At 38.8% G+C, this 25,189-nt stretch carries 23 protein-coding genes; 6 read left to right on the forward strand and 17 right to left on the reverse strand.

Annotation, left to right across the window (positions count from 1 at the left end):
- Positions 1-84: 84 nt before the first annotated feature.
- Entirely contained in the window at positions 85-912 is an 828-nt protein-coding gene (locus AC1M9P_RS09930; protein ID WP_481587499.1) for a YbgF trimerization domain-containing protein, read from the forward strand.
- A gap of 47 nt (positions 913-959) precedes the next feature.
- On the opposite strand, the gene lpxA is transcribed toward AC1M9P_RS09930, so the two are convergent.
- The 12 genes from lpxA to rimO all read right to left on the reverse strand — a co-directional run bounded on the left by lpxA (position 960) and on the right by rimO (position 13,271).
- A complete protein-coding gene (lpxA, locus tag AC1M9P_RS09935) occupies positions 960-1,748 on the reverse strand; it encodes an acyl-ACP--UDP-N-acetylglucosamine O-acyltransferase (protein WP_035263657.1) in 789 nt (262 codons plus the stop codon).
- Complete coding sequence (gene fabZ / locus AC1M9P_RS09940) at positions 1,745-2,227, reverse strand: 3-hydroxyacyl-ACP dehydratase FabZ (protein WP_035263658.1); 483 nt, start codon at positions 2,225-2,227, stop codon at positions 1,745-1,747. Before fabZ ends, lpxA begins: the two co-directional genes overlap by 4 nt.
- A gap of 1 nt (position 2,228) precedes the next feature.
- Positions 2,229-3,299, reverse strand: coding sequence for a UDP-3-O-(3-hydroxymyristoyl)glucosamine N-acyltransferase (lpxD, locus tag AC1M9P_RS09945; protein WP_092766345.1), 1,071 nt, complete (start codon positions 3,297-3,299; stop codon positions 2,229-2,231).
- A gap of 3 nt (positions 3,300-3,302) precedes the next feature.
- On the reverse strand, positions 3,303-3,791 hold the full coding sequence (locus AC1M9P_RS09950; protein ID WP_035263662.1) for an OmpH/Skp family outer membrane protein: 489 nt from the start codon (positions 3,789-3,791) through the stop codon (positions 3,303-3,305).
- Between the two features lie 29 nt (positions 3,792-3,820).
- Entirely contained in the window at positions 3,821-6,343 is a 2,523-nt protein-coding gene (gene bamA / locus AC1M9P_RS09955) for an outer membrane protein assembly factor BamA (protein ID WP_179998092.1), read from the reverse strand.
- A 41-nt stretch (positions 6,344-6,384) separates the two neighbouring features.
- Complete coding sequence (rseP, locus tag AC1M9P_RS09960; protein ID WP_481587500.1) at positions 6,385-7,740, reverse strand: RIP metalloprotease RseP; 1,356 nt, start codon at positions 7,738-7,740, stop codon at positions 6,385-6,387.
- A 1-nt stretch (position 7,741) separates the two neighbouring features.
- The gene (gene ispC / locus AC1M9P_RS09965) at positions 7,742-8,938 is read right to left on the reverse strand and encodes a 1-deoxy-D-xylulose-5-phosphate reductoisomerase (RefSeq protein ID WP_481587501.1); all 1,197 of its coding nucleotides are present in this window, start codon (positions 8,936-8,938) and stop codon (positions 7,742-7,744) included.
- Positions 8,939-9,763 (reverse strand): phosphatidate cytidylyltransferase, encoded by an 825-nt coding sequence (locus tag AC1M9P_RS09970; RefSeq protein ID WP_481587502.1) that lies wholly within the window; start codon positions 9,761-9,763, stop codon positions 8,939-8,941. It abuts the gene before it with no gap.
- 2 nt (positions 9,764-9,765) lie between these two features.
- Complete coding sequence (gene uppS / locus AC1M9P_RS09975; protein ID WP_481587503.1) at positions 9,766-10,512, reverse strand: polyprenyl diphosphate synthase; 747 nt, start codon at positions 10,510-10,512, stop codon at positions 9,766-9,768.
- 8 nt (positions 10,513-10,520) lie between these two features.
- Positions 10,521-11,075 (reverse strand): ribosome recycling factor, encoded by a 555-nt coding sequence (gene frr, locus AC1M9P_RS09980; protein WP_035263669.1) that lies wholly within the window; start codon positions 11,073-11,075, stop codon positions 10,521-10,523.
- Positions 11,076-11,151: 76 nt separating this feature from the next.
- Positions 11,152-11,880 (reverse strand): UMP kinase, encoded by a 729-nt coding sequence (gene pyrH / locus AC1M9P_RS09985; RefSeq protein ID WP_481587504.1) that lies wholly within the window; start codon positions 11,878-11,880, stop codon positions 11,152-11,154.
- Positions 11,881-11,927: 47 nt separating this feature from the next.
- Positions 11,928-13,271 (reverse strand): 30S ribosomal protein S12 methylthiotransferase RimO, encoded by a 1,344-nt coding sequence (gene rimO / locus AC1M9P_RS09990; RefSeq protein WP_035263671.1) that lies wholly within the window; start codon positions 13,269-13,271, stop codon positions 11,928-11,930.
- Positions 13,272-13,632: 361 nt separating this feature from the next.
- On the opposite strand from rimO, the gene glnL reads away from it, so the two are divergent.
- From glnL to AC1M9P_RS10005, 3 genes are all read left to right on the forward strand, one after another.
- On the forward strand, positions 13,633-14,742 hold the full coding sequence (glnL, locus tag AC1M9P_RS09995; protein WP_035263674.1) for a nitrogen regulation protein NR(II): 1,110 nt from the start codon (positions 13,633-13,635) through the stop codon (positions 14,740-14,742).
- The gene (glnG, locus tag AC1M9P_RS10000; protein WP_035263676.1) at positions 14,729-16,219 is read left to right on the forward strand and encodes a nitrogen regulation protein NR(I); all 1,491 of its coding nucleotides are present in this window, start codon (positions 14,729-14,731) and stop codon (positions 16,217-16,219) included. The genes glnL and glnG overlap by 14 nt, the downstream gene beginning before the upstream one ends.
- A gap of 104 nt (positions 16,220-16,323) precedes the next feature.
- The gene (locus tag AC1M9P_RS10005; RefSeq protein WP_481587505.1) at positions 16,324-16,977 is read left to right on the forward strand and encodes an aminotransferase; all 654 of its coding nucleotides are present in this window, start codon (positions 16,324-16,326) and stop codon (positions 16,975-16,977) included.
- 32 nt (positions 16,978-17,009) lie between these two features.
- On the opposite strand, the gene prpC is transcribed toward AC1M9P_RS10005, so the two are convergent.
- Together prpC and prpB are read right to left on the reverse strand one after the other, a co-directional pair.
- Positions 17,010-18,140 (reverse strand): bifunctional 2-methylcitrate synthase/citrate synthase, encoded by a 1,131-nt coding sequence (gene prpC / locus AC1M9P_RS10010; protein ID WP_035263678.1) that lies wholly within the window; start codon positions 18,138-18,140, stop codon positions 17,010-17,012.
- A gap of 4 nt (positions 18,141-18,144) precedes the next feature.
- Positions 18,145-19,029 carry a methylisocitrate lyase gene (gene prpB, locus AC1M9P_RS10015; RefSeq protein ID WP_035263679.1) on the reverse strand — a complete coding sequence of 295 codons (885 nt, stop codon included), beginning with the start codon at positions 19,027-19,029 and terminating at the stop codon, positions 18,145-18,147.
- Positions 19,030-19,247: 218 nt separating this feature from the next.
- Between prpB and AC1M9P_RS10020 the strand changes: the two genes are divergently transcribed.
- Together AC1M9P_RS10020 and argF are read left to right on the forward strand one after the other, a co-directional pair.
- Complete coding sequence (locus AC1M9P_RS10020) at positions 19,248-19,901, forward strand: TetR/AcrR family transcriptional regulator (protein ID WP_092766355.1); 654 nt, start codon at positions 19,248-19,250, stop codon at positions 19,899-19,901.
- A gap of 118 nt (positions 19,902-20,019) precedes the next feature.
- Positions 20,020-20,940, forward strand: coding sequence for an ornithine carbamoyltransferase (gene argF, locus AC1M9P_RS10025; RefSeq protein ID WP_481587506.1), 921 nt, complete (start codon positions 20,020-20,022; stop codon positions 20,938-20,940).
- A gap of 49 nt (positions 20,941-20,989) precedes the next feature.
- On the opposite strand, the gene AC1M9P_RS10030 is transcribed toward argF, so the two are convergent.
- From AC1M9P_RS10030 to clpA, 3 genes are all read right to left on the reverse strand, one after another.
- Positions 20,990-22,282: an MFS transporter gene (locus AC1M9P_RS10030; RefSeq protein ID WP_092766357.1), complete on the reverse strand. Its 1,293-nt coding sequence runs from the start codon at positions 22,280-22,282 to the stop codon at positions 20,990-20,992.
- Positions 22,283-22,497: 215 nt separating this feature from the next.
- Complete coding sequence (locus tag AC1M9P_RS10035) at positions 22,498-22,851, reverse strand: YnfA family protein (RefSeq protein ID WP_092766358.1); 354 nt, start codon at positions 22,849-22,851, stop codon at positions 22,498-22,500.
- A 61-nt stretch (positions 22,852-22,912) separates the two neighbouring features.
- A complete protein-coding gene (clpA, locus tag AC1M9P_RS10040) occupies positions 22,913-25,189 on the reverse strand; it encodes an ATP-dependent Clp protease ATP-binding subunit ClpA (RefSeq protein WP_035263687.1) in 2,277 nt (758 codons plus the stop codon).

The raw sequence follows: 25,189 nt of genomic DNA on the forward strand, positions 1-25,189 counted from the left end.
ATGACGTTTTTAATGATCTGATTATTAAGAATTGAAAATACTCAAAGTTCAAATTTGAGTATGGATACAAATGGAATAATGAACATGCTCAATAAGCGTACTTTTCTTGCACTAGCATTGATGAGCTCAACATCAGTTTTTGCCAATATTCCTATCGAATCAAAAGGATTAAGCCAAAATTCAAGTTTGAACCAAACAGCAGTCGCAGTGAATAACACCGCTACCGCTCCTACCAACACCAGTTGGCAACTTATCCAACAAAATCAACGCTTAGAAAATCAAATTCGTGCACTTCAAGGCAAATTAGAAGAACAAGAACATCAAATTAATCAACTGACCAACGAATTAAAAAATCGCTATACAGATCTAGATCAAAGATTAGAACTCCTTCAACAAAAAATTGATCCTGTGGAGGAGTCCAATACCGAAGATCCTAATGCTGCACCACCCGCTCCCAATGAGCCAACTGCACCAAGCACTAGCACTAACTCAAATACCACAGCATCACAAAATGCAACGAACTTGAATCAAACCAACCAACAAGAACTTGATAAAGCAGCTTATACAGTTGCCTTAGATGCATACAAGCAAGGTGGCGCAAAAAAAGCTATTGCACCTATGCAAAACTTTGTACGTAACAATCCAAATAGTGTGTATACAGGTAATGCCTATTTTTGGTTAGCTGAGTTCAATTTAGCAATTGAACCACCCAATTATGAAGAAGCAAGAAAACACTATGAAACTGTCGCTTCGAAGTTTCCAAATTCAGGGAAAGCAGCGCGATCTTTATATCAGCTGTATAGCATCGCGAAAGATGTAAATAAAAATGTTCAAACTGCTGAAATTTACAAAAATAAATTATTAAGCACATATCCTGACTCAGAAGAAGCTGGATATTTCAAAAAAAGTTAAATAAAAAAGACATCATAAGATGTCTTTTTTTATGCTAGCAAAAGCCCTTAACGAACAATACCGCGCTTAGATTCATTCAGAGAATCTATAAGGAGCTGTGCTTCAGAAACATTTGGTAAAATTTCAGCAGTAATCTGCTCAATGGCTTGTTGTGTCGTCAGACCACTCTTATAAATCAACTTAAATGATTCTCGCAAACCATTGATTACATCTTTGGACCAACCCTTACGACGCATACCTTCTACATTCATTCCAAATGCATGCGCCGGATTACCAGACACCATCACATAAGCAGGCACATCCTTCAAAATCAATGATGCTCCACCAATCATGCTGTATGAGTCGATCTTACAGAATTGATGAATACCTGAGTTACCACCGACAACAACGAAGTCACCAACATGCACATGACCTGCGACACCAACATTGTTTGCAAAAATGTTGTTATTACCCACCACACAGTCATGCGCAATATGCGTATTCACCATCAACAGATTATTACTACCAATTTTAGTAATACTTTGATCCTGCACTGTACCGCGATGCAGACTGCAATGCTCACGAATTTTGTTGTTGTCTCCAATCTCAAGCCAAGTTTCTTCACCTGCATACTTAAGATCCTGACACACCTCACCCACACTGGCAAACTGGAAAATTTCGTTTGATTTACCGATGCGAGTATATCCACCAACCACCACATGAGAATGTAATACTGTCCCACTATCAATCGTCACATGAGGACCAATAATCGAATAAGGACCAATTTTTACATCAGAAGCAATCGTTGCCGTAGGATCAATAATTGCTGTAGGGTGGATTAAATCACTGTTACTCATGCTTGCTCTAATTTCTGATGAGAGATAATAATTTCAGCTGTCGCTGCAATTACACCATCAACGCTCGCACTACAAAGATACTTGTAAATACCACGTTTCTGCATTACAAGCTCTGATTTTAACACGAGTTGATCACCAGGAACGACTTGTTTTTTAAAACGAACTTTTTCAGCGCCAGCGAAAAGAAAAAGTGAACCAGGTTTGGGTTTTTCATTGTTCATGATAAAGCCAAGAACGCCAGAAATTTGTGCCATCGCCTCAACGATTAAGACACCCGGCATGATTGGATAACCTGGAAAATGACCTTGCATAAACTCTTCATTTATGGAGACATTTTTAAATCCGACAATTCCATTCTCAGTCACTTCTGTAACACGGTCTACCAATAGAAATGGATAACGATGCGGCAAATATTCACGAATTGTTTGAATATTCATCGGCAATTCAGGAATTGAAAAAGATAAAGTAGACTCTGTCATATTATTTACGCAATTTTAAAGTTGATTCGATTGACTCTAACTGAGCCTGCATATCATCTATTTGTTTGACTAATTTGGTCAATGGCACATCTGCTAATTGTCTTAGACGAACAACTGTTCGTTTCCAACGAGAATTTTCGAGCAATCCCATTCCTGAAGAATATGTACCAGCTTCTAAAATGCTACCTGTGACCATTGACATTCCAGTTAGCGTCACATTATCTACAATTTTTAGATGTCCTGAGATACCACAAGCACCTGCAAGGATACAGTTTTTGCCAATCACAGTACTGCCCGCGATACCGCATTTTGCAGCAATCGCAGTATTTTCACCGATTTGAACGTTGTGTGCGACTTGCACAAGATTATCAATAATCACACCATCATGAAGTATAGTGTCATCCAAAGCGCCACGATCAATACTACAGTTAGAACCAATTCTGACATCATTTCCAATTTGAACAGACCCGAGTTGAGCAATTCGGTTCCACTTACCTTGATAAGGAGCAAAGCCAAAACCCTCTCCTCCAATTACGGTATTCGCATGGATACGAACACGTTTAGCAATTTTAGATCGACCCGTAATCGTGACATGCGAATCAATGAAACAATCCTCACCGATTTCAACATACTCATCAATTTTAGTTTGCGAATGAATTACTGTATTTGAACCAATCACGGCATGTGGGCCAACTACAACGTAATGACCAATGTATACATTATCTCCAATCATAGCACTCGGATCGATTACTGCGGTGGCCTCGATTCCACGTTGCACAGTTTTAGATTCGAACACATGAGTTAAAATCGCGAAAGCAAGATACGGATTTTGTACGACAATAAAATTATTATGCTGATTAAGCTGAGCCTGCATCTCAGAAGTGACAATTAAGGCACCTGCTTGAGATGAAATCGCTTCGTCTAAATACTTATCAGAATTTACAAAAGAAATTTGGTTTGAGTTCGCTTGAGTTAAACTTGCAAGACCCTCTAGCAACAGATCTGCATCACCAATAACTTGGCCTTGTACAAGTTTGGCCAAGTGATCGAGACGAAATTGATTTGATTTCATTGACTATTTGATTGCATTAACCTTTTGAATCATTTTAGCAGTTAAATCGTATTTTGGGTCATATGCCAAGGCAGCATTTTTATTTAAAACTAAATCAAGATTATTTTCTTTGCGCAATTGTTCAGCAATTTGTTTAATTCTTGAGTCAAAAACTTTGTTTGTATTTTGAATGGTGCTTTGAACACGTGATTGAACAGTCTGTTGTAAAGATTGAAATTCGTTCATCTTCGTTTGATATTGAGAGGATAGTTGCTGGGCATTCGATTGATTGGCTTGAGCTGATTTAGCCAACGCTTCAATTTCTTTACCTAACTGTTCCAACTTTACCGTTTGCGGTTTAATTGTCTGCTCAAGCTGAGCATTCTGCTGCTTTAAATACGTGCTATTTTCTACCACTTTTTCTAAATCGATTACCCCATATCCTGCTGCATGTGCAAAGCCAACTACAGATGTGAGTAAAGCCGTTGATATCATTGTTTTAAATATATTCATTATTATTCCTTTTAAGGCAAAAGGCCGTACTAGAAAGTACGACCAATTTCAAATTGAACAGACTTAGTTTCATCACCAGGCTTATCATTCAGTGGGTACGCATAGCTTAATGATAGTGGACCAATCATCGTAATCCATGTGAAGCCTACACCAACACTATAACGCATATTTCCGGCATCGAAGCCAAAGTTATCTTTACAGTACTGTCTAGCATCGAATGCCGTCGGATTGGTTGCGCCAAAATAAATATTTCCAGTAGGTACGTCACATTGAGTGTCGAACACTTGAGCACCTTCTGCAAAAATAACAGGACGGACCTGTCGCGCCCAGTCGCCTTTGAAAGGAACTGGTAAGATTAATTCAGTGCCAAATTGAACTAATGCATTACCCCCCACCTCTTCAGGGTTTCTATCTTCTCTAGTTAGAGCAGCATCTGTAATACTCGGATATTTTGGACCTAATGTACTATTATCGTAACCACGAACAGATCCATAACCACCAGCGTAATAGTTTTTATAGAATGGTAAATCATTACCGAAACCTACCTTACCATAACCACGCCATACAAAATCCTTTCCTAAAGGAATAAAGGCTTGAGTATCGTATGTTACCTTCTGATATTCAACATCACTACCCGGCAATGCAATCTCTGCATTAACACGATGAGACATACCCGACGTTGGGAAGCGTGGATTATTTAATGTGTTATAAGACCAACCTAAATTTAAACTATAAGTAAAGAAATCACCTTTAAACTCATTACCGTACTCAACTTCAGGTTCAGAGCAAGGTTCATAACCAATTACATTACCGTTATCATCTTTAATTGGCTCTAAGTCGACTGGACAATACTTACCAGTACTTGTTTCCCTACCACCATTGGCAAGTAAATAATCACGTACATAAGTAGAAACAAATGGACCAGTCGTTACTTCAGTTTGATCAATATTAATACCAGCACTTAAGCTCTGATTCTCATCAATTGGGTAACCAAAGCTCAGACCACCACCGAAGCTATCTGTAACATAATTGTTAACGTTATAGTCTTCGTCTAATTTCGTCTTACGATAATAGAGATTGTAACCACGGCTGACACCATCAATTGTAAAGTATGGATCAGTAACACTTAGGTTATAATAATCTTGTGTCTCAGAACGAGAAAGATCAATCGCTACACGGTTACCTGTACCTAAGAAGTTAGTTTGACTTAAGCCTGCTTGGAATGTGATACCACCATTTTGCGAATAACCAACAGCTAAAGTACTTGATCCTGAGTGTTGTTCTTCAACAGCGATATTCAAATCGATTTGATCAGGCGCTCCTGGAACACGTACCGGCTTAACATCAACTTTGCTGAAAAATCCAGTACGCATCAAACGGACTTTTGAAAGATCAATTTTTTCATTACTCGCTAATGCACCTTCCATCTGGCGCATTTCACGACGTAAAACTTCATCAGCAGTCTTGGTATTACCTGTAAAATTAATACGTCTAACCGTAACTTGCTGACCCGGATTGATGTAATAATTCAAATTAACTTTTTTTGTTTCATTGTCAATTTGAGGCACAACATTAATTTCCGCATAGTAATAACCAGCATTACCATACTTACGCTGTAATAACTGTTTTACTGCATTCACCAACTCTTGTGAGTAAGTTGCATCATCTTTATAAATCTTTAGTGCACGAAGATCTTCGTCTTTATATAAAGCATCACCTAAAAATTTGGTTTCACCAAATTTAAATTGCTCACCCTCATTCATTGAAACTTCAATGAAAATATTTTTTTTATCTTCACTGATATTCAAATTAGAGTTGATAATTTCAAAATTGATATAACCTTTATTAAGGTATAAAGCTCTTAATGCTTCAAGGCTTGCTGCCATTTTTTCACGCGCGTAGCGATCATTTCTGGAAATGACAGATAACCATCCGCTTTCCTTGACAGCAAAGACTTGCTTAATTTCATCGTCTTTAAATACAGTATTACCAATTAAATTAATTTCAAAAACTTTAGCTGGTTTACCTTCAATGAAATTAATATTGACATCTACACGGTTATTAGCTTTTGCAACAGTTTCAACCTGAATATCCGCATTGTAGCGACCTTGTTGTGAATACTGTTGTTCAAGCTCGGTTTCTAGCGTCTGAAGTGCAGATTTAGTGAGCACCTCACCTTCAGCTAGACCCATTTTCTTCAAGCCCTCTTCCAAGGCTTCTTTTGGAATGAGCTTATTACCCTTGAAATTGATTTTAGAAATAATAGGACGTTCAACGACTTTGAAAACCAGAACATCGTTTTCTTTGAAAGCTTGAATATCATCAAACGAATTAGAGGCATACAACGCACGGATCGCATTCGCAATCACTGGATCATTAATGCGATCCCCAGCATTCACCGGTAACATTGCGAGTACATTAGCTTGCGTTAGTCGAACTAATCCATCAACACGCACATCCCGCGCGATAAACTCGTCTGCTGCATATACTTGTTGTACTGCTGCCATTGCGCTAACGAGTGCCAATGGCATAAATAAATGTTTGTGCTGCATGCCTATTGTTTTCCAGTAAGTTAATTATCCATCTATAACGCTTATAAACGCATAAAATCATTAAATATTGCGAGAAACATCATACTTCCCAGCAACACCATACCAATTTTTAATCCAACCAATTGTATTTGTTCAGAAACAGGTTTACCACGAATTAATTCAATTATGTAATAAACTAAATGCCCACCATCCAACATCGGAATCGGAAGCAAATTTAATATCCCCAAACTTACACTCATTAATGCCATAAATGAAATGAAAGTTTGCCACCCCATTTCAGCACTTTGACCTGCAACTTTAGCAATCGTAATTGGACCCGAGAGATTATCCAAGCCAATCAATCCACGAATCATTTTGACAATTGAGCCAAGGATCATAGAAGATAATTGACCCGTTTTTTCAACCGCAACCACAAAAGCTTCCGCTGGATTATATTGAATTGTATGCTTATATTCAGCAGGAATATTGATCTGACCAGATTGAGCTTGCACTCCCAACATTCCTGTCGTGTTGCCCATATTGTCACGCTTTCCTTGCGGCATGACCTTTAATTGAACAATCTCGCCTTGACGCATCACTTCAATATTCAATAGTTTTTCTGGTGATTTTTGTACTATATCAACAACTTCAAACCAATCGTTAATTTTTTTATTATCAATCGCGACAATTACATCACCTTCTTTCATCCCTTGGCGTATAGCAGCACCATCTTCAGATAATTTATGAACAACTGGTTGAATATGAGGTCGATATGGTAAAAACCCCAAGACATCCAAAGGTGATTGAGACTGATCTTTTAGAAATTGCTGAATCGGTAAATTAAAAGTTTGTACCTGACCATCACGATCAGCTTGAATTTGAATCGTACCAGTTTCACCTACGCGATCAATCAGCGCATAATTCAATTTTTCCCAAGTTGGCGTCGCAGCTCCATCCACTGCTATGATTTTATCACCAGAACGCATCTCTACTTGTGCGGCTGGCGTATTTTCAATCACTTTACCAACTCGAGTGTTTAATTGTTCCTGAGCTGGTAAGAACAGAATCCAAAACAGTAAAACAGCAAAAATTAAATTAACAAGTGGTCCCGCAGCAACGATTGCAATTCGTTTTAAAGGGGATTGCCGATTAAACGCATAAGGTAAATCTTCTGCACTTACATTACCTTCACGCTCATCTAGCATTTTTACATAACCACCTAAAGGTAATGCAGAGAGCTGATATTGAATGCCTGACTTTTTAGAGGTCCACTTTAGAACTGTTGGACCAAATCCAATTGAATACACAAGAACCTTAACGCCAAGTTTTCGTGCTACCCAGTAATGTCCAAATTCATGAATTGCAATCAATGGACCTAGAAGCAAAATAGCCGCGACGATAATGAAAAGTATATTCATCTTAGGTACTCAGTGAATTCGTGAGTTGAATAGCATAACGACGTGAAAGCGAATCAGTCTCTAGGATTAGCTCTAAAGAATCAGCATTTGAATTTTGAATATGGTTCAAAGTTGATTCAACAACTTTAGGAATATCTAAAAATTTGATTTTATTTTTTAAAAATGCTTCAACCGCGATTTCGTTTGCAGCATTTAAGATCGCAGGGGCCAATCCTCCAGATTTCATTGCTTCACGAGCCAATTGCAGCGCTGGAAAGCGCACAGTATCAGGCTGCTTAAAATTAAGCGTATCGTTTACAAATAAATCTAGCGGAGGAACATGTGTTTCAATCCGATTTGGCCATGCAAATGCATGTGCAATCGGCGTACACATATCAGGATTACCCATTTGAGCCAAAGTACTACCATCAACATACTGAACCATTGAGTGAATAATACTTTGTGGGTGCACAACCACTGTAACAAAATGTTCTTGAATTGAAAATAAATGACAGGCCTCGATCAACTCGAGACCTTTGTTCATTAGCGTTGCCGAATCAACTGATATCTTCTGCCCCATAGACCAATTAGGGTGCTTACAAGCCTGTGCAGGTGTCACCTTACTGAGCCCATCTAGCGTATGATGCAAAAATGGCCCCCCAGAAGCAGTCAACAAAATTTGTGAAACACCTAACTGGGGTTTACCACCTGTATCTAATTGTAAATAATTTTGAGGCAGGCACTGAAATATTGCGTTATGTTCAGAATCTACAGGTAATAATAAGGCTTTATTCTCTTTAGCGGCCTTCATCATGATGTCACCAGACATCACCAACGATTCTTTATTTGCTAGAAGAACACGCTTACCCGCTTGAACAGCAGCGAGTGTTGGCAACAATCCCGCTGCACCCACTATGGCCGCCATCACAATATCCACCTGAGGATGCTCAGCAACAGCGATCAAACCCGATTCATCGGAGAGAATTTCGGTTGAAGTGATATTTTTTAATTTGAAAAATTGATGTAGTTCATCCACCTTGCCCGAAGGTACAACAGCATACTTTGGATGATATTGTTGACATATTTCGCTTAACTGCTCTACACGACTAAATGCAGATACCGCAAAAACATTGTACTTCTCTGGATGTCGATCAATGACTTTTAAGGTACTTTGTCCAATTGAACCCGTTACACCTAATATACATACTGATTGAGACATCTATAAATCTACACCAACAAGTTTTAAAACAAATATTCCCGCAGCAAAAATAGGTGCGGCAGCAAGCAATGAGTCAATGCGATCTAATACACCACCATGACCAGGCAAAATACGACCTGAATCCTTAATACCTGCACGACGCTTAATCATTGATTCAAATAAATCACCTTGAACTGAGCTAAATACTGTCAGCACAGATAGGAGCAAAAATAGAATATGCTCTACTGCGGTTAAATCTAAATAGTTAAATTGTACGAATAAGATAACAATGATGACTGTAATTACACCACCGATTAACCCTTCAATAGATTTATTCGGGCTCACCTCAGGTGCAAGCTTACGCTTACCAAGCTTCCTACCTACAAAGTACGCCCCACTATCAGCACCCCACACTAAGAGGAATAAATACATGAGCCACCAAGGTGAACTTATCCAGACTTCGTATATTGCCGATACTGCAGCACTAATAATCACTACACCAATCCAATTCAGTGAAGTGTTATACCACGCATCATAAAGAGGATATTTCTTAACCCAATAAATGGTAGTAACCCAAGTAATAATCGAAGCACTCCACAACAGCAGCACTAGATCATCAAAATAAAGCGCAATTGCAGAAAATACCGCAGTGATTACACCAAAGCATCCTGCTTTAAATTTATTCACTTGATCAGTTTGACGAGGCATGAGTTTAAACCACTCATAGCCAGCCCCCCCGGCAGCGATAATCATTAACGCTAACATTGGATAAATGGATGTAGTTGCAAACATACAGCTCAACACTACAGCCACTAAAATCAATGCGGTAATTATCCGCTCTAACATTATTAGTTCTCTATTTTCTCTTGTTGGACCTGCTCAGAAGTTTTTCCAAAGCGCCTTTCTCGCCCTAAAAACACACCAAAGGCATGATCCAATTCTTCTGTTGTGAATTCTGGCCACAACGTCTCAGTAAAATACAATTCAGCATATGCAGATTGCCATAATAAAAAATTAGACAATCGATAATCACCACCTGTACGAATCAATAAGTCGACTGGAGGTAAGTCACCTAAACTGACATGCTGAGCAAACAAATCAACATCAACTTGATCAACATCAATTTTTTGTTCTTTGACGAGTTGTGCTATTGTTTTAGCAGTTTGTGCGATATCCCACATTCCACCATAGCTCACAGCAATTGTGAGCGTCATTTCTGTGAAAGTAGCAGTCCTTTGTTCTGCTTGCAACATTAATTGTTGCAATTCTGGCGACAAACGAGAGCGATCCCCGATGAATCTTAGCCCAATTTGGAACTTAATCATTCGAGGGATTTGTTCATTAATCGTCTCTTCCAACAGTTTCATGAGCAAATCAACTTCGTATTGAGGTCGATTCCAGTTTTCACTTGAGAAGGCATAGACAGTAAGTGCTTTCACACCCACTTTACGACAATGCTCTACAATCGGATCAAGAACATTTTTTCCTTCACGATGTCCATCACCTTTTTGTAGATGTTTCTTTTTTGCAAAACGATTGTTGCCATCCATAATGATGGCAACATGTTGTGGCAGAAGCTCTGCTGAGATGGTCATTATATAGCTTAGACCTTCATCAACTCTGCTTCTTTTGCTGCTAAACGCTTTTCAACTTCAGCAACAAATTTATCTGTGATTTTTTGAATTTCATCGCCAGCACGACGCTCATCGTCTTCAGAAATTTCTTTTTCTTTCAACAACGCTTTAATATCACCTAATACATCACGGCGAATATTACGAATCGCAACTTTTGCATTTTCAGCCTCGTTACGTGCCACTTTTTGCATATCACGGCGTGTTTCTTCAGTTAATGCCGCCATTGGTACACGAATTGAATCAGCAGTAATTGGGTTCAAACCTAAATCTGACTCACGAATTGCTTTATCAATTGCAGCAACCATGGTTCGCTCGAAAGGTTGAACAAGCAATGTACGCGAATCTTCAACACCAATGTTAGCAACTTGGTTTAATGGCACATCAGAGCCATAGTAAGGAACCATTACGCCGTTAAGAATTGATGGATGTGCACGACCTGTACGAACTTTAGCAAAACCATGCTCTAATGAGTCCAATGATTTATTCATGCGCTCTTCAGCATCTTTTTTAAGATCGTTAATCATGTGATCTTCCTTACCTAATTCTCAAAATTTAAATCAAAATAGTGTTTAGTATAAATAGCTTTGAAAGCCACGTACATCAATTAGTAACGTGAGTACCTTCTTTTTCACCCATAACCACTGACAATAGCGCACCTGATTTATTCATATCGAATACTTGAAGTGGAACATTATGGTCACGGCATAAGCAAATTGCGGTTAAATCCATTACACCAAGTTTCTCATCTAAGACTTGGTCAAATGTCAATGCATCATATTTAATAGCATCTTCGTATTTGCTTGGATCTTTATTGTAGACACCATCTACTTTAGTCGCTTTAAGAATTAAGTTGGCCTCAATCTCAATACCACGTAAGCAGGCAGCGGTATCTGTTGTAAAGAATGGATTACCCGTACCCGCCACAAACACACAAACTTCACCATTATTTAAATGACGAATCGCATCACGGCTAGAATATGATTCTACAACTGTACCGATTGGTAATGCTGACATTAAACGAGTTTTGATATTACGACGTACCAATGCATCTCGTAGCGCCAAACCATTCATAACAGTTGCTAGCATACCCATTTGATCACCTGTTACGCGACCAACCAATCCATCCTGCTGTAATTGGCTACCACGATAAAGGTTACCACCACCCACAACGATACCAACTTGCACACCTAGACCAACCAAGTGAGCAATAGATAAAGACATTTGATCAAGGACTTGTGCGTCGATACCCATATCTTTATTGCCTGCTAGCGCTTCACCCGAAAGTTTTAGCAGAATACGACCAAAGCGTGGTTTTTTAGAATCTAACATTACAAACTCCAATATCCGAATTCATTTATATGTATTACTTCAAACAATTATGCGGTTTTAATTTCAATCAATTCTGCATAAAGGTCGTATTCATCCGCATCAGTGATTTTAACAACCAGTAAATCACCTGCTTTAATCTTGCTCTTATCAATATCTTCTACAAAGACATTTCCATCAATTTCAGGGGCATCTGCATAAGAACGCGCCACTGCAACTGGAAACTCTTCTTCTAGATCATCAACAAGCACGGTCATGGTTTGACCAATACGCTTTTGTAGTTTTGCAGCAGAAATTTCTTGCTGAACCTGCATAAAGCGTTCGTAGCGTTCCTGTTTAATTTCTTCAGGCACATGATCTGGCAGATCATTTGCAGTTGCACCTTCAACTGGAGAGTATGTAAAACAACCAACGCGATCGAGCTGAGCTTCTTTCAACCAATCTAGAAGTTGCACGAAATCTTCTTCAGTTTCACCCGGGAAGCCAACAACAAATGTTGAACGAATGACTAAATCAGGACACTTTTCACGCCAAACTTTTAAACGCTCTAGCGTGTTTTCACTATGCGCTGGACGCTTCATCAGTTTTAAAATTTTAGGGCTTGCATGTTGGAATGGAATATCTAAGTAAGGCAAGATCTTACCCTGTGCCATCAAATCGATAACCGCATCAACATGTGGATATGGGTAGACATAATGCAGACGCACCCAAATACCCAATTGACCTAATGCTTCACACATATCATAGAACTTAGTTTTTACAGGCTGACCATTCCAAAAATCAAGCTTGTATTTTGTATCTACACCATATGCCGAAGTATCTTGAGAAATAACCAAGACTTCCTTTACACCAGATCGTTTTAAAGCCGCCGCTTCTTCTAATACAGAACCAACTGGGCGAGATACGAGATCGCCACGCATACTTGGAATAATACAGAAGGTACAACGGTGGTTACAGCCTTCAGATATCTTCAAATATGCATAATGTTTTGGTGTTAATCGAATACCTTGTTCTGGCACAAGATCAATAAAAGGATTGTGCTTAGGAGGCTCAGGAACATATTGATGCACAGCTTCCATCACTTCTTGATAAGCTGCTGCACCAGTAACTTTAAGTACGTTTGGATGCATTTGACGAATTTTTTCTTCATCTTTACCCAAACAACCTGTTACGATGACGCGACCGTTTGCACTCATCGCCTCGCCAATCGCGTCTAATGACTCTTGTACTGCAGATTCAATAAAACCACAGGTATTAACAACAACTAAATCAGCACCGTCATAATCCGACGCTACATCATAACCTTCAGTTTTTAACTGAGTAAGAATTCGCTCGGAATCTACCAATGCCTTAGGACAACCTAAAGAAACAAAACCGACTTTGGGGGATTTCATGAATCTGCGCTCCACTAGAATCCGCGTATTGTATGTCTTTTCAATTCATAAAAACAGTTGAAAACCCCACTCTTTGCATAACGCACCAAAATATTCCCATAAATTTTAAAAAATATTGCAATCGCACCAATATGATGCATTATTAAATAACCCCAACTTTGCATGAATATTTTGCAATCGCTTCGCGCTTTTTTTCTTAATAAATGAGTTCATTTTAGTTGTATTTAACGATTTTAAACAAAGTTGGCTCATATTTTGCTTTATTTGAGGACGTTAAAATTAAATAACTCCCTCTTTGTGAGCAGTGATGGAAAAATACATAGATGCAATTGCTCTATTTTAAGACAGGATTTTGAGGTTAATGAATCAACAACCAACGATTGATTACCGTTTACTCGTAGACAACTTGAGCACTGCGATACTTTTAGTCGATAGTGAATTAAATATTTTTTATTTAAATTCCTCATGTGAAGCACTCTTTGATATCAGCTTATTGAGAGCATCAGGTCAATCTGTGCTCAGTATTTTACAATCTCCAGGTGATTCATTTAACACTGAAGAAGCACTCACAAATACGTTACTCACGGGGCAAGCTTATACCCGCCGTGAAGCGACTATTATTGTGAACTTTAAAGATGTACATGTTGACTATTCTGTTGCCCAACTTAACACTGGAAAAAGTTATCACCCCCTCCTTCTGATTGAACTCAATCCAATTGATCGAATGTTGAAAATTTCTAAAGAAGAAAATTTTATTCAACAACATCAGGTCGCACGCCAATTAATCAGAGGTGTCGCGCACGAGATTAAGAATCCATTAGGGGGCATACGTGGCGCAACTCAATTATTAGCACGTAGTTTAAATGACCCTGAATATAAAGAATTTACGGACATTATTATTAGTGAAGTAGATCGCCTGAGAAATCTTGCTGACACAATGCTCGGCTCTCGGCAGTTACCAAGCTATGAACCTGTAAATGTTCACGAGCCTTTGGAGCGTGTGCGTTCGTTAATTGTAAATCAAACGAAAAAGAAAATTAAAATTACTCGTGATTATGATCTTTCATTACCTGATGTTGAAGCAGATCGGGATCAACTTATTCAAGTGATGTTGAATATCAGTGTAAATGCTGTTCAGGCCATGACTGAAAACAAAGAGTTTTTTCAAGACACTCAACCTGAATTAACCTTGCGTACACGTATTCATCGCCTTGTCACGATTAACGGAACTTTACACCGCTCAACTGTTCGAATTGATATTGAAGATAACGGCCCTGGCGTTCCAGAAGAAATTTTGGAGTCCGTATTTTATCCATTAGTCACAGGACGCGCTAAAGGAACAGGCTTAGGTCTGAGCATCGCACAAAATATTATGCATCAACACAATGGAATGATTGAATGCCAATCCGTTCCGGGCAAAACCGTATTTAGTCTTTATATACCTTGGGAGTTAAACCATGTCGCGAAATAAAATTTGGGTAATAGATGACGATCGCGCCATGCGTTGGGTTCTAGAAAAAACATTTAAAGAAGAAGGTTTAGATGTTACCAGTTTCGAAGAAGCTCAATCTGCACTGGATCAGTTACTTGATGATACACCTGATGTAATTTTGACAGATATACGGATGCCAGGAATTGATGGTCTTACCTTTCTCGCTAAAGTCAAAGGTCATTATCCTGATCTACCTGTGATCATCATGACGGCACATTCGGATCTAGAGTCAGCAGTATCAAGCTATCAAACGGGTGCTTTTGAATATTTACCAAAACCATTTGATATTGATGAGGCTTTAGCACTTGTCAATCGTGCCATCATGCACATTAATAAGCTCCAACAACAAGAATCTGCGAAATCAACCGTACAGCCAATTCAATCAACTGAGATCATTGGAGAATCTCCTGCAATGCAGGAAGTCTTCCGAGCAATTGGACGTTTGTCGCAATCACACATTACGGTATTAATTAACGGTGAGTCAGGTACAGGTAAAGAGTTAGTCGCTCATGCATTGCATCGTCATTCACCTCGTAGCAGCAAGCCATTTATTGCGCTTAATATGGCTGCCATTCCGAAAGATTTGATTGAAACTGAATTATTTGGTCATGAAAAAGGTGCATTCACTGGCGCTAATACTCAGCGACAAGGTCGTTTTGAGCAAGCCAATGGCGGTACATTATTCCTTGATGAAATTGGGGACATGCCATTCGAAACCCAAACGCGCTTATTGCGTGTTTTAGCTGATGGCGAGTTTTATCGCGTCGGTGGACACATTCCAGTGCGTGTTGATGTCCGCATTGTCGCTGCGACTCACCAAGATCTAGAAAAATTAGTACATGATGGACGCTTCCGTGAGGATCTTTATCATCGTCTGAATGTAATTCGTATTCATATTCCTAAACTTGCTCACCGCTCGGAAGACATTCCGATGCTCGCACAACACTTTCTCGCACGAGCAGGTAAAGAACTTGGTGTAAGTCCAAAGATTTTACGTACAGAAACTATTGAATACATGAAACAGTTGCCTTGGCAAGGTAATGTACGTCAACTTGAAAACACATGTCGCTGGCTGACAGTGATGATTACTGGACGAGAGGTTTACCCAGAAGATCTTCCTTCTGAGTTAAAACAACTGCCAATCCAAAAATCTGATGATCCAAATCATCCACACAATCAAGCAGATCGTATCGCTATTCAGCATTGGGATGAGTTGCTTAGTCAGTGGGCTGTACAAAAACTCAAAAATGGTGAAATGAAATTATTGGATATCGCCACGCCTATGTTTGAACGCACCTTAATTAATGCGGCACTACAACAAACTCGAGGAAGAAAACGCCATGCTGCTGAGCTTTTAGGTTGGGGTCGCAATACCTTGACTCGTAAGCTAAAAGAATTAGGAATGGATACTGCTGAAGATGATGAAGATGAAGTCGTAAGCACTACAGCCGAGTAAACTTCTAGATTTAGGTTAATCAACACAATTGATTAACCTATTCTTCATCATAATTCTAAAATTTTAAATCATGCTCAATATAAGATACAAAAAGATGAGTCCAAATGAACAATAATCACTTAAAGCATAAAATTTATCTAGGTATCATCTTCTGCCTTATTTCTTCACCCTCCTTTGCCACAGTCGGCGGTCCCGAGACAATAGAAGTACTAGGTTCAGATATTAAAGATCAGAAAATATATTATTTACGCCATTACCATGATGAATCTGGTCGACCACCAACACTTTATTATTATTTGCTCAACAGCAGAAACCCACATAAAGCGATTGAGGTTCAATCCATTTATACCCCATTAAATAGCCGAAATCACATTACTGAAATTCAGCATGCGCTACGCAAAATTCAAAGTATTCAAGCTCGCCTTGTCAAACCAACACCATTAAGCCCCAAGACTGCTAAACTAAAATTCAATAGACAAAGAGAACAGACTGGAAATTTTTGGTTAAACGTGCCAGAAATTAAAGTAAGTAAATTCCAATCTCAGGTACAACTCAGCCAAAGCTCTGATCCTTCAATGTATAAAAGTCAACAATTCGAGAATATTCGATATCATCGTAATTTACCTCAGATCAAAAAACTTTACGCATTTCCTTACACTTTCCCCAATTATCGCGTTGCAGTCATTAGTTACATGGGTATTCCTACTGAAACAGGCTACGAAAAACAAGATGCCATTTTACTCAGCTCAACAAAATAAAAAGCTCCCGAAGGAGCTTTTTATTATGCTTTTTAAGCACGCTGTTCAATTGGTACAACTTTGCGTAATTCAGGTCCTGTGTAATCTGCACTTGGTCGAATAATACGGTTGTCCGCACGCTGCTCCATCACATGTGCCGCCCATCCTGTTACACGAGACATCACAAAAATTGGCGTGAATAGCTTAGTTGGGATACCCATAAAGTGATAAGCAGAAGCATGGAAAAAGTCTGCATTACAGAATAATTTTTTCTCTCGCCACATGACTTCTTCACAACGTACTGATACTGGATATAAAACTGTATCTCCTACATCTTTGGCCAAGCGTTCAGACCATACCTTAATAATCCCATTACGTGGATCATTGTCTTTGTAAATTGCATGACCGAAGCCCATGATTTTTTCTTTGCGTTCAAGCATACCCAGCATTTCACGCTCAGCTTCTTCAGGAGAGCTCCACTGCTCAATCATATCCATTGCCGCTTCATTTGCACCACCATGCAGTGGACCACGCAATGAGCCAATCGCACCTGTAATGCACGAATGTAAATCTGATAACGTCGAAGCACACACGCGCGCCGTAAACGTAGAAGCGTTAAATTCATGCTCCGCATAGAGAATCAATGAAACATTCATGACTTGTTCATGCAATTCATTAGGTTTTTCGCCACGCAATAAATGCAAGAATTGAGCACCAATTGAATCGTCATCAGTACTTTCTTCGATACGAACACCATCATGGCTATATCGATACCAATAACAAATAATGGCTGGCAATGTTGCCAAAATACGATCAGCTACATCTTGCTGCTCACCAAAGGACTGTTCTGTTTCTAAGTTACCCAACATAGAAACACCAGTACGCATAACATCCATAGGATGTGAGTCTGCTGGGATACGCTCAAGCACTTCTTTTAGTGCTTGTGGTAATGCTCTCAGTGATTTTAGTTTTGCTTTATAGTCCGCAAGTTGTTGCGCCGTAGGTAGTTCACCAAAGAAAATTAAATATGCAACTTCTTCAAATTGGCAGTTTTCCGCCAAATCCTGAACATCATAACCACGATATGTTAAGCCTGCACCACTTTTCCCAACGGTTGAAAGTGCTGTTTTACCTGCGACTTGTCCACGCAATCCTGCGCCAGTCAATACTTTTCCTTCAGCCATTTTTTTATTTCTCCTGAGTGAATAGCTTATCTAGTGTGTTTTCGAAAGTATGATAATCAAGGAACTCGTATAATTCTTTTCGTTGTTGCATTTTATCAATAACATTCACTTGCGTGCCATCTTTACGAATTGAATGCATTACTTCTAATGCTGCTTTCTGCATCGCACGTGTCGCAGACAATGGGTATAACACCATTGAAATCCCCTGTTCTGCTAGCTCTTCGGTTGTATAATAAGGGGTATCACCAAATTCAGTGATATTCGCTAGCACAGGCACACCTACAGCATCACAGACTGTTTTATACATCGTTATATCAGTCATCGCTTCCGCAAAAATAGCATCAGCTCCAGCTTCAACACATGCACATGCACGATCAATGACGGCTTGAAGCCCTTCTTTTTGCAGCGCATCCGTACGTGCCATGACCACAAAATTAGAATCAGTTTTTGCATCAACAGCAGCCTTAATACGGTCTACCATTTCTTGTTGTGACACAATTTCTTTATTCGGACGATGTCCGCAGCGTTTTTGCGCAACTTGGTCTTCAATATGAACAGCAGCAGCTCCAGCTGCGATCATTTGCTTGATACTTCGTGCAATATTAAACGCACCACCCCAACCTGTATCAATATCCACAAGTAAAGGTGTATCTACACGTTCAGTGATACGACGAACATCTTCAAGCACATTATCTAAACTCGTCATTCCCAAATCAGGAAGACCATAGGAATAGTTTGCAACACCTGCGCCCGATAGATAAATTGCTTTATAGCCAACTTGTTTTGCCATCATTGCTGCATATGCATTTACAGTTCCGATGATTTGTAATGGCTTTTCCACTTCTAATGCTTGTCTAAATCTTAAGCCTGCAGACGATTGTTCTGTCATATTCCTTTCCACAGTGTTTACTATAATTATCGAGTTTTTAGTATATCTATAAATTTAGTTTGATATATGACCGTTTAGTATTTTTGCTCTAAAACTTTAGTCATATAAAAGTGAATTGTCATTCATTTTTTGATTTTGTTATTATTTAGAGTGACAGGCGTTAAGTGCTTTAATTTGTTATACTCCATCTTCAAATTCATTTTCACTATTGTTACTGCATGCAACATCCATTTCCACATATTGAAACTTCTGGTTGTGATATGCCCCATACTCGCCGTGGTCAAGAACGACGTTTAGCATTATTGCTAAGCGCCAATACGCTATTCTTGGAACGTGGCTACGATGCTGTGTCTTTGGATGATATTGTTCAACATGCTGGAGGCTCCAAAGCATCTATTTATAAATATTTTGGCGGCAAAGAAGGCCTTTTTACTGCTATATGTGATTATCGACGTGAACTCTTTTTTAAAGATATCTGTGTTGCATATGATCCAGATCATGGCGATTTTAGATCTTATCTGATACATACACTACTTAACTTTCATCGCCACATTAAAAAAGAAGATCATACTGCCTTTATGCGCCTCGTGATTGAGCAATCCCAAAAAAATCCAGAACTTGCTCTTTATTTGCACGAAAAAGGCCCTAAACATATCCAGTTAGCGATCGCAAATGCATTAGAAAATGCGCATAAACTTGGTGTGTTAAAATGTGAAAATCCTTTATTTTCTGCTCAATTATATTTTGGAATCTTAAGAAATTTAGAATGGAAAATTTTAATGGGGATACCAGTACTTGAAACCGATCAAGAAACCATCGAATACATCAGCTATTCTGTCGATCGCTTCCTAGATGGGCACCAAAAAGTCTAGTTTTTTTGCAATTCTCTTTACATATAGTATATTAGTCGATTCTCGTTTTTTTTCATCAACCAACAATTATTGGTCGTCTCATTCACTATTTTGACGAAACAATGATTGTGGAGTAACCATGGCTCTACGACATTTTCTTACTTTACGTGACCTTTCAACTGCAGAATTAAATCGCATTATTGATCGTGCTATAGAATTAAAACGCATGCAGCATAATCATGAAGTCTACCAACCCTTTGTTGGTAAAGTAATGGGAATGATTTTTGAAAAATCGAGCACACGTACCCGTGTTTCTTTTGAAGCTGGTATGACCCAATTTGGTGGTAGCGCAATTTTCCTCTCGTCCCGGGATACGCAATTAGGTCGCGGCGAACCGATTGAAGATTCAGCTCGCGTTATTTCAAGCATGCTTGATATTGTGATGATTCGTACTTTTGGCCACGATATTGTCACACGTTTTGCAGAATATTCTAAAGTCCCAGTTATTAATGCACTGACCGATGATCACCACCCTTGCCAATTGCTTGCTGATGTTCAAACATTCGTAGAACACCGTGGCTCTATCCAAGGCAAAACCGTTGCGTGGATTGGTGATGGTAATAATATGTGTAACTCATATATCGAAGCTGCACATATGTGGGGCTTTAAACTTAAGATTGCATCACCAAAAGGTTATGAACCAAAACCTGAATTTCTCTCTGAATTCGCGCACTGCGCCGAAGTTGTAGACTCTGCTGAAGATGCTGCAGTGAATGCCGACCTTATCGTTACTGATGTTTGGGCCAGCATGGGACAAGAAGAAGAGCAAAAAATTCGTGAAAAAGCTTTTGCTGATTTTCAAGTCAATGAACGTCTAATGGATCTTGCTCATCCAGACTGTTTATTTATGCACTGTTTACCTGCCCATCGCGGTGAAGAAATTTCAGAAAATATGCTCGATCACAAAAATGCTGTGGTATGGGATGAAGCTGAAAACCGCCTTCACGCTCAAAAAGCACTTGTTGAGTTCCTCATCAATGAAAGCTTAAAAAAAGATTAATTTCATCCACTAAAAAAGCACCCTCGGGTGCTTTTTTATTTTCTAATTCTTAATGATCATCTTTTAAATATTTAGGTTCTTTGGGAAGTTGCCAACTACAAAAGAAACATACGATTAAAATAATGATCACGTAAATAAAAAATGAATTTTCAATTCCTGCGGCCTTAAACTGCAAGGCAACAGAAGGTGCAGAACCACCAAATACGGCATTACCTATCGCATAAGAGAAACCTACACCCAACGCACGTACATGCGGAGGAAACATTTCAGCTTTTACAATACCGCCAATAGAGGTATACAAACTAAGCAATAGCATCAGGAAAATCAGTAGCATCGCGACAATAAATGGAGTTTCGCTAAAATATCTCATCCCGATAGCCATGACTGGATAGATAAATATAGCCATCAGACCACTAAATAACAGCATAGAATTTCTGCGACCAATACGATCTGACAATGCACCAAAGAATGGTTGCGCCACCATGAGTACAAAAATGCAGGCTGTCATCATCAACCCTACCGTTTTAGGATCTATTCCAATATTGGTAAGGTAAGTTTTTGAGTAAACTGTAATCACATAGAAACTAAGAGAGCCTGCTGAAGTATAACCAACTACCAAAAGGAAAGTTTTCCAGTGATTTTTAAAAAGCTCACGAAGTGTACCAGAATCTTCTTTATCACTTTCATCACTGGATAAAGTCTCTTCTAATCTACTTCTCGCTAATAAAGATAAAATTGCTGCAACACCACCAATAATAAATGGAATTCGCCATCCCCCATCATAAAGCTGCTGTTCAGACATAAAAGCTAAGAATATTACACCCAATAAACTTGCAAGGAGTTGACCACCCGTGAGCGTTACGTATTGAAATGATGAAAAAAAGCCACGTTGACCTTTTAAACCCAATTCACTCATATAAGTCGCCACAGCACCATATTCACCACCAACGGATAAGCCTTGAAGCAATCGAACCATTAATAATAAAAACGGTGCAGCCATACCCACTTGCTCATACGTTGGTAACGCTGCAAACATGAAAGAACTTATAGCCATCAATATAATTGAGATGACCATTGATTTTTTTCGACCGTGTTTATCTGCAATTCGACCAAAAAGCCAACTACCGATAGGTCGCATAAAAAAGCTTGCTGCAAATACACCCCACACATAGATGGCTTGGGTAGAACTATCCATATCTGGCGCAGTTAAAGCTTGGGTAAAATATACAGCAAATACTGCATATATATAAAAATCAAACCATTCAACTAAATTACCAGAAGCTGCACCAATAATTCCTTTGATACGGCTGGTTTTTTCTTGCTTGGAATATGTTGTAGACAAATGAAAAATCCTTATTCTAATTACATTGTTTATTGTCGAATAATGATGAAACTCTGAAGTATTTCAAAATTATAGGCGGAAAATATATGCCTATTTCATGCCAATTTAAAAAGCCTTTATGTAAATTTTATTAAATAGGCTTCTAAATTTTTATCAAAAATATTCAAGGTCGATTTATTATTAATTTAATTAAACAGACTTTCTCCTATAACAGCTCACCGAATTAAGCCTTGTGGCTGTAAAATGATAATCAGCGCCCCGAAAATAACCACTCCGCCACCAATGATATCCCATTTAGTAAGATCCATTTGATCCACAAACTTTAACCACAACAATGCCGAACAAATATAAATACCTCCATATGCAGCATATATTCGACCTGATGCTGCTGGATGCAAAGTCAATAACCACACAAAAGCAGCGAGTGCGACAAAAGTGGGTAGCCACAACCAATGCGAACGCCCTTGATTTAGGATCAAATATGGAAAGTAACACCCTAATATTTCCATCAGTGCTGTCAGAAAAAATAAAGCTGTCGTAGATATTACTTTTGTAACTTGTATGTCCATACTTTCACCCAAAAATTAAAGCCCGTTTAAATAAACGGGCTTTAATACAATTAATAACACACTATGCTGGTTCAGCTGCAGAATCTTCAAATACTTCCAACTTTAATCCAACAGCTTTGCCATCTTCTTTTTTAACTGTTACTGCTACATTACCGCCGTTTTCAGCCAACTCACCAAATAAAATCATTTCAGCAAGCGGCTTTTTCAAATGCTCTTGAATCAAACGCTGCATTGGACGAGCACCCATCAGACGATCATAACCATTTTCACTTAACCAATCTCGTGCAGACTGATCTACTTCTAAAACAACTTTTTTGTCATCAAGTTGAGCTTGAAGTTCTGTAAGGAATTTATCTACTACAGAATCGATTACTGTCGTAGGTAGAGCTTTAAATTGAATAACCCCATCTAAGCGGTTTCTAAACTCTGGTGTAAATGCCTTCTTCATTGCTTCCTGATTATCACGACTATTATCTTGCTCTGTAAAACCAATACTTGTACGGGAAATACTTTCAGCGCCAATATTCGTTGTTAACACTATAATGACATTTCTAAAGTCTGACTTACGACCATTATTATCAGTTAATGAACCATGATCCATGACTTGCAGCAATAAATTAAACACATCAGGATGTGCCTTTTCAATCTCATCCAATAACAATACACAATGTGGATTTTTATGTATTGCGTCAGTCAGTAAGCCACCTTGATCAAAACCAACATAACCTGGAGGTGCACCAATTAAACGTGAAACCGCATGGCGTTCCATATATTCAGACATATCAAATCTGACTAGTTCAACACCGAGTAGTTTTGCAAGTTGTTTTGTTACCTCAGTTTTACCTACACCAGTAGGTCCTGCAAATACAAAACTACCAACTGGCTTATCTGGTGCTTTAAGCCCAGCTCGTGACAATTTAATTGCAGAGGATAATGCGGTAATCGCCTCATCTTGACCAAATACAACTCGTTTAAGATCACGCTCTAAGTGCTCAAGTACAGATTTATCATCTTTAGACACAGTTTTAGGTGGAATTCGTGCAATTTTCGAAACAATATCTTCAATATTTTCAACTGTAATCAAAGTGTTATCTTGATCAGCTCTCAAACGTCGTTGTGCCCCTGCTTCATCTATTACGTCAATCGCTTTATCTGGGAGGAAGCGATCATTGATAAATTTAGCCGATAACTCAACTGCAGAAACAAGAGCTGCATCATCATATTGAACTTTATGAAATTCTTCAAATTTAGACTTGAGTCCACGAAGAATATCAATTGTTTCATTAATTGATGGCTCATTAACATCAATTTTTTGGAAACGGCGTGATAATGCATGATCTTTTTCAAAAACTTGACGATATTCTTGAAACGTTGTTGAGCCAATGCAACGTAAAGTACCATTTGCCAATGCAGGTTTGATTAAATTCGATGCATCCATAGTGCTACCCATACTTGAGCCTGCACCAATGATCATATGAATTTCATCTATAAACAAAATTGCTTCGGGCTTCTTCTTTAGGGCATTTAACAATTGCTTTAATCGTTTCTCAAAGTCACCACGGTATTTTGTACCTGCAACAAGTGCACCGATATCCAAACTATAGACTTCCGCATTCAGCAGTGGCTTTGGTGCTTTATTGTTAACAATCAGCCAAGCCAAACCTTCTGCTATGGATGTTTTACCCACACCTGGATCACCCACCAAAAGCGGATTGTTTTTACGACGTCGACATAGAATTTGAGCTGCACGCTCAATTTCTTTTTCACGACCAATCAAAGGATCGGTTTTACCCTTTAAAGCTTCTGCATTGAGATTTAGGGTATAAAGTTCTAATGGACCTGCATTTGCTGAGGCTGAGTTTTCACCATCTAAGTCATCCGTTTCTTCTTCAGCTGGAACATCTTCCTTACGCGCACCGTGTGAAAGATATTGAGTTAAAGTAAGACGATTGATTTGGTGGCGTTTTAGCAAATAAACCGCAAATGAATCTCTTTCTGAGTACATTGCAACCAGTACATCTGCACCTTCAACTGTCCGATCTCCACCACTAGACTGAACATGGAAAATTGCACGTTGCAATATACGATCAAAGCTTTCTGTAGGATGAGGCGCTTGCTCAGCATTATCGCCTAATTTAGGCGTATGTTGCTCTACATACTCTTCAAGTTCTTTACGCAAACTGACAATTTCTGCACCGCAGGCTTTTAGTGCATTCACGGCAGAATCATTATCTAAAAGTGCGAGTAACAAATGTTCAACTGTAAGAAACTCATGTCTCTTTTGACGAGCCATGCTAACAGCCAAACGCAGTGATACTTCTAATTGACGACTGAGCAT

The organism is Acinetobacter sp. 25-47-122 (assembly GCF_056779695.1).

Excerpts from the sequence above, each read along its gene's own strand:
- AC1M9P_RS09930 (WP_481587499.1), top strand. The coding sequence starts at position 85 with ATGCTCAATAAGCGTACTTTTCTTGCACTAGCATTGATGAGCTCAACA.
- lpxA (WP_035263657.1), bottom strand. The coding sequence starts at position 1,748 with ATGAGTAACAGTGATTTAATCCACCCTACAGCAATTATTGATCCTACG.
- fabZ (WP_035263658.1), bottom strand. The coding sequence starts at position 2,227 with ATGACAGAGTCTACTTTATCTTTTTCAATTCCTGAATTGCCGATGAAT.
- lpxD (WP_092766345.1), bottom strand. The coding sequence starts at position 3,299 with ATGAAATCAAATCAATTTCGTCTCGATCACTTGGCCAAACTTGTACAA.
- AC1M9P_RS09950 (WP_035263662.1), bottom strand. The coding sequence starts at position 3,791 with ATGAATATATTTAAAACAATGATATCAACGGCTTTACTCACATCTGTA.
- bamA (WP_179998092.1), bottom strand. The coding sequence starts at position 6,343 with ATGCAGCACAAACATTTATTTATGCCATTGGCACTCGTTAGCGCAATG.
- rseP (WP_481587500.1), bottom strand. The coding sequence starts at position 7,740 with ATGAATATACTTTTCATTATCGTCGCGGCTATTTTGCTTCTAGGTCCA.
- ispC (WP_481587501.1), bottom strand. The coding sequence starts at position 8,938 with ATGTCTCAATCAGTATGTATATTAGGTGTAACGGGTTCAATTGGACAA.
- AC1M9P_RS09970 (WP_481587502.1), bottom strand. The coding sequence starts at position 9,763 with ATGTTAGAGCGGATAATTACCGCATTGATTTTAGTGGCTGTAGTGTTG.
- uppS (WP_481587503.1), bottom strand. The coding sequence starts at position 10,512 with ATGACCATCTCAGCAGAGCTTCTGCCACAACATGTTGCCATCATTATG.
- frr (WP_035263669.1), bottom strand. The coding sequence starts at position 11,075 with ATGATTAACGATCTTAAAAAAGATGCTGAAGAGCGCATGAATAAATCA.
- pyrH (WP_481587504.1), bottom strand. The coding sequence starts at position 11,880 with ATGTTAGATTCTAAAAAACCACGCTTTGGTCGTATTCTGCTAAAACTT.
- rimO (WP_035263671.1), bottom strand. The coding sequence starts at position 13,271 with ATGAAATCCCCCAAAGTCGGTTTTGTTTCTTTAGGTTGTCCTAAGGCA.
- glnL (WP_035263674.1), top strand. The coding sequence starts at position 13,633 with ATGAATCAACAACCAACGATTGATTACCGTTTACTCGTAGACAACTTG.
- glnG (WP_035263676.1), top strand. The coding sequence starts at position 14,729 with ATGTCGCGAAATAAAATTTGGGTAATAGATGACGATCGCGCCATGCGT.
- AC1M9P_RS10005 (WP_481587505.1), top strand. The coding sequence starts at position 16,324 with ATGAACAATAATCACTTAAAGCATAAAATTTATCTAGGTATCATCTTC.
- prpC (WP_035263678.1), bottom strand. The coding sequence starts at position 18,140 with ATGGCTGAAGGAAAAGTATTGACTGGCGCAGGATTGCGTGGACAAGTC.
- prpB (WP_035263679.1), bottom strand. The coding sequence starts at position 19,029 with ATGACAGAACAATCGTCTGCAGGCTTAAGATTTAGACAAGCATTAGAA.
- AC1M9P_RS10020 (WP_092766355.1), top strand. The coding sequence starts at position 19,248 with ATGCAACATCCATTTCCACATATTGAAACTTCTGGTTGTGATATGCCC.
- argF (WP_481587506.1), top strand. The coding sequence starts at position 20,020 with ATGGCTCTACGACATTTTCTTACTTTACGTGACCTTTCAACTGCAGAA.
- AC1M9P_RS10035 (WP_092766358.1), bottom strand. The coding sequence starts at position 22,851 with ATGGACATACAAGTTACAAAAGTAATATCTACGACAGCTTTATTTTTT.
- clpA (WP_035263687.1), bottom strand. The coding sequence starts at position 25,189 with ATGCTCAGTCGTCAATTAGAAGTATCACTGCGTTTGGCTGTTAGCATG.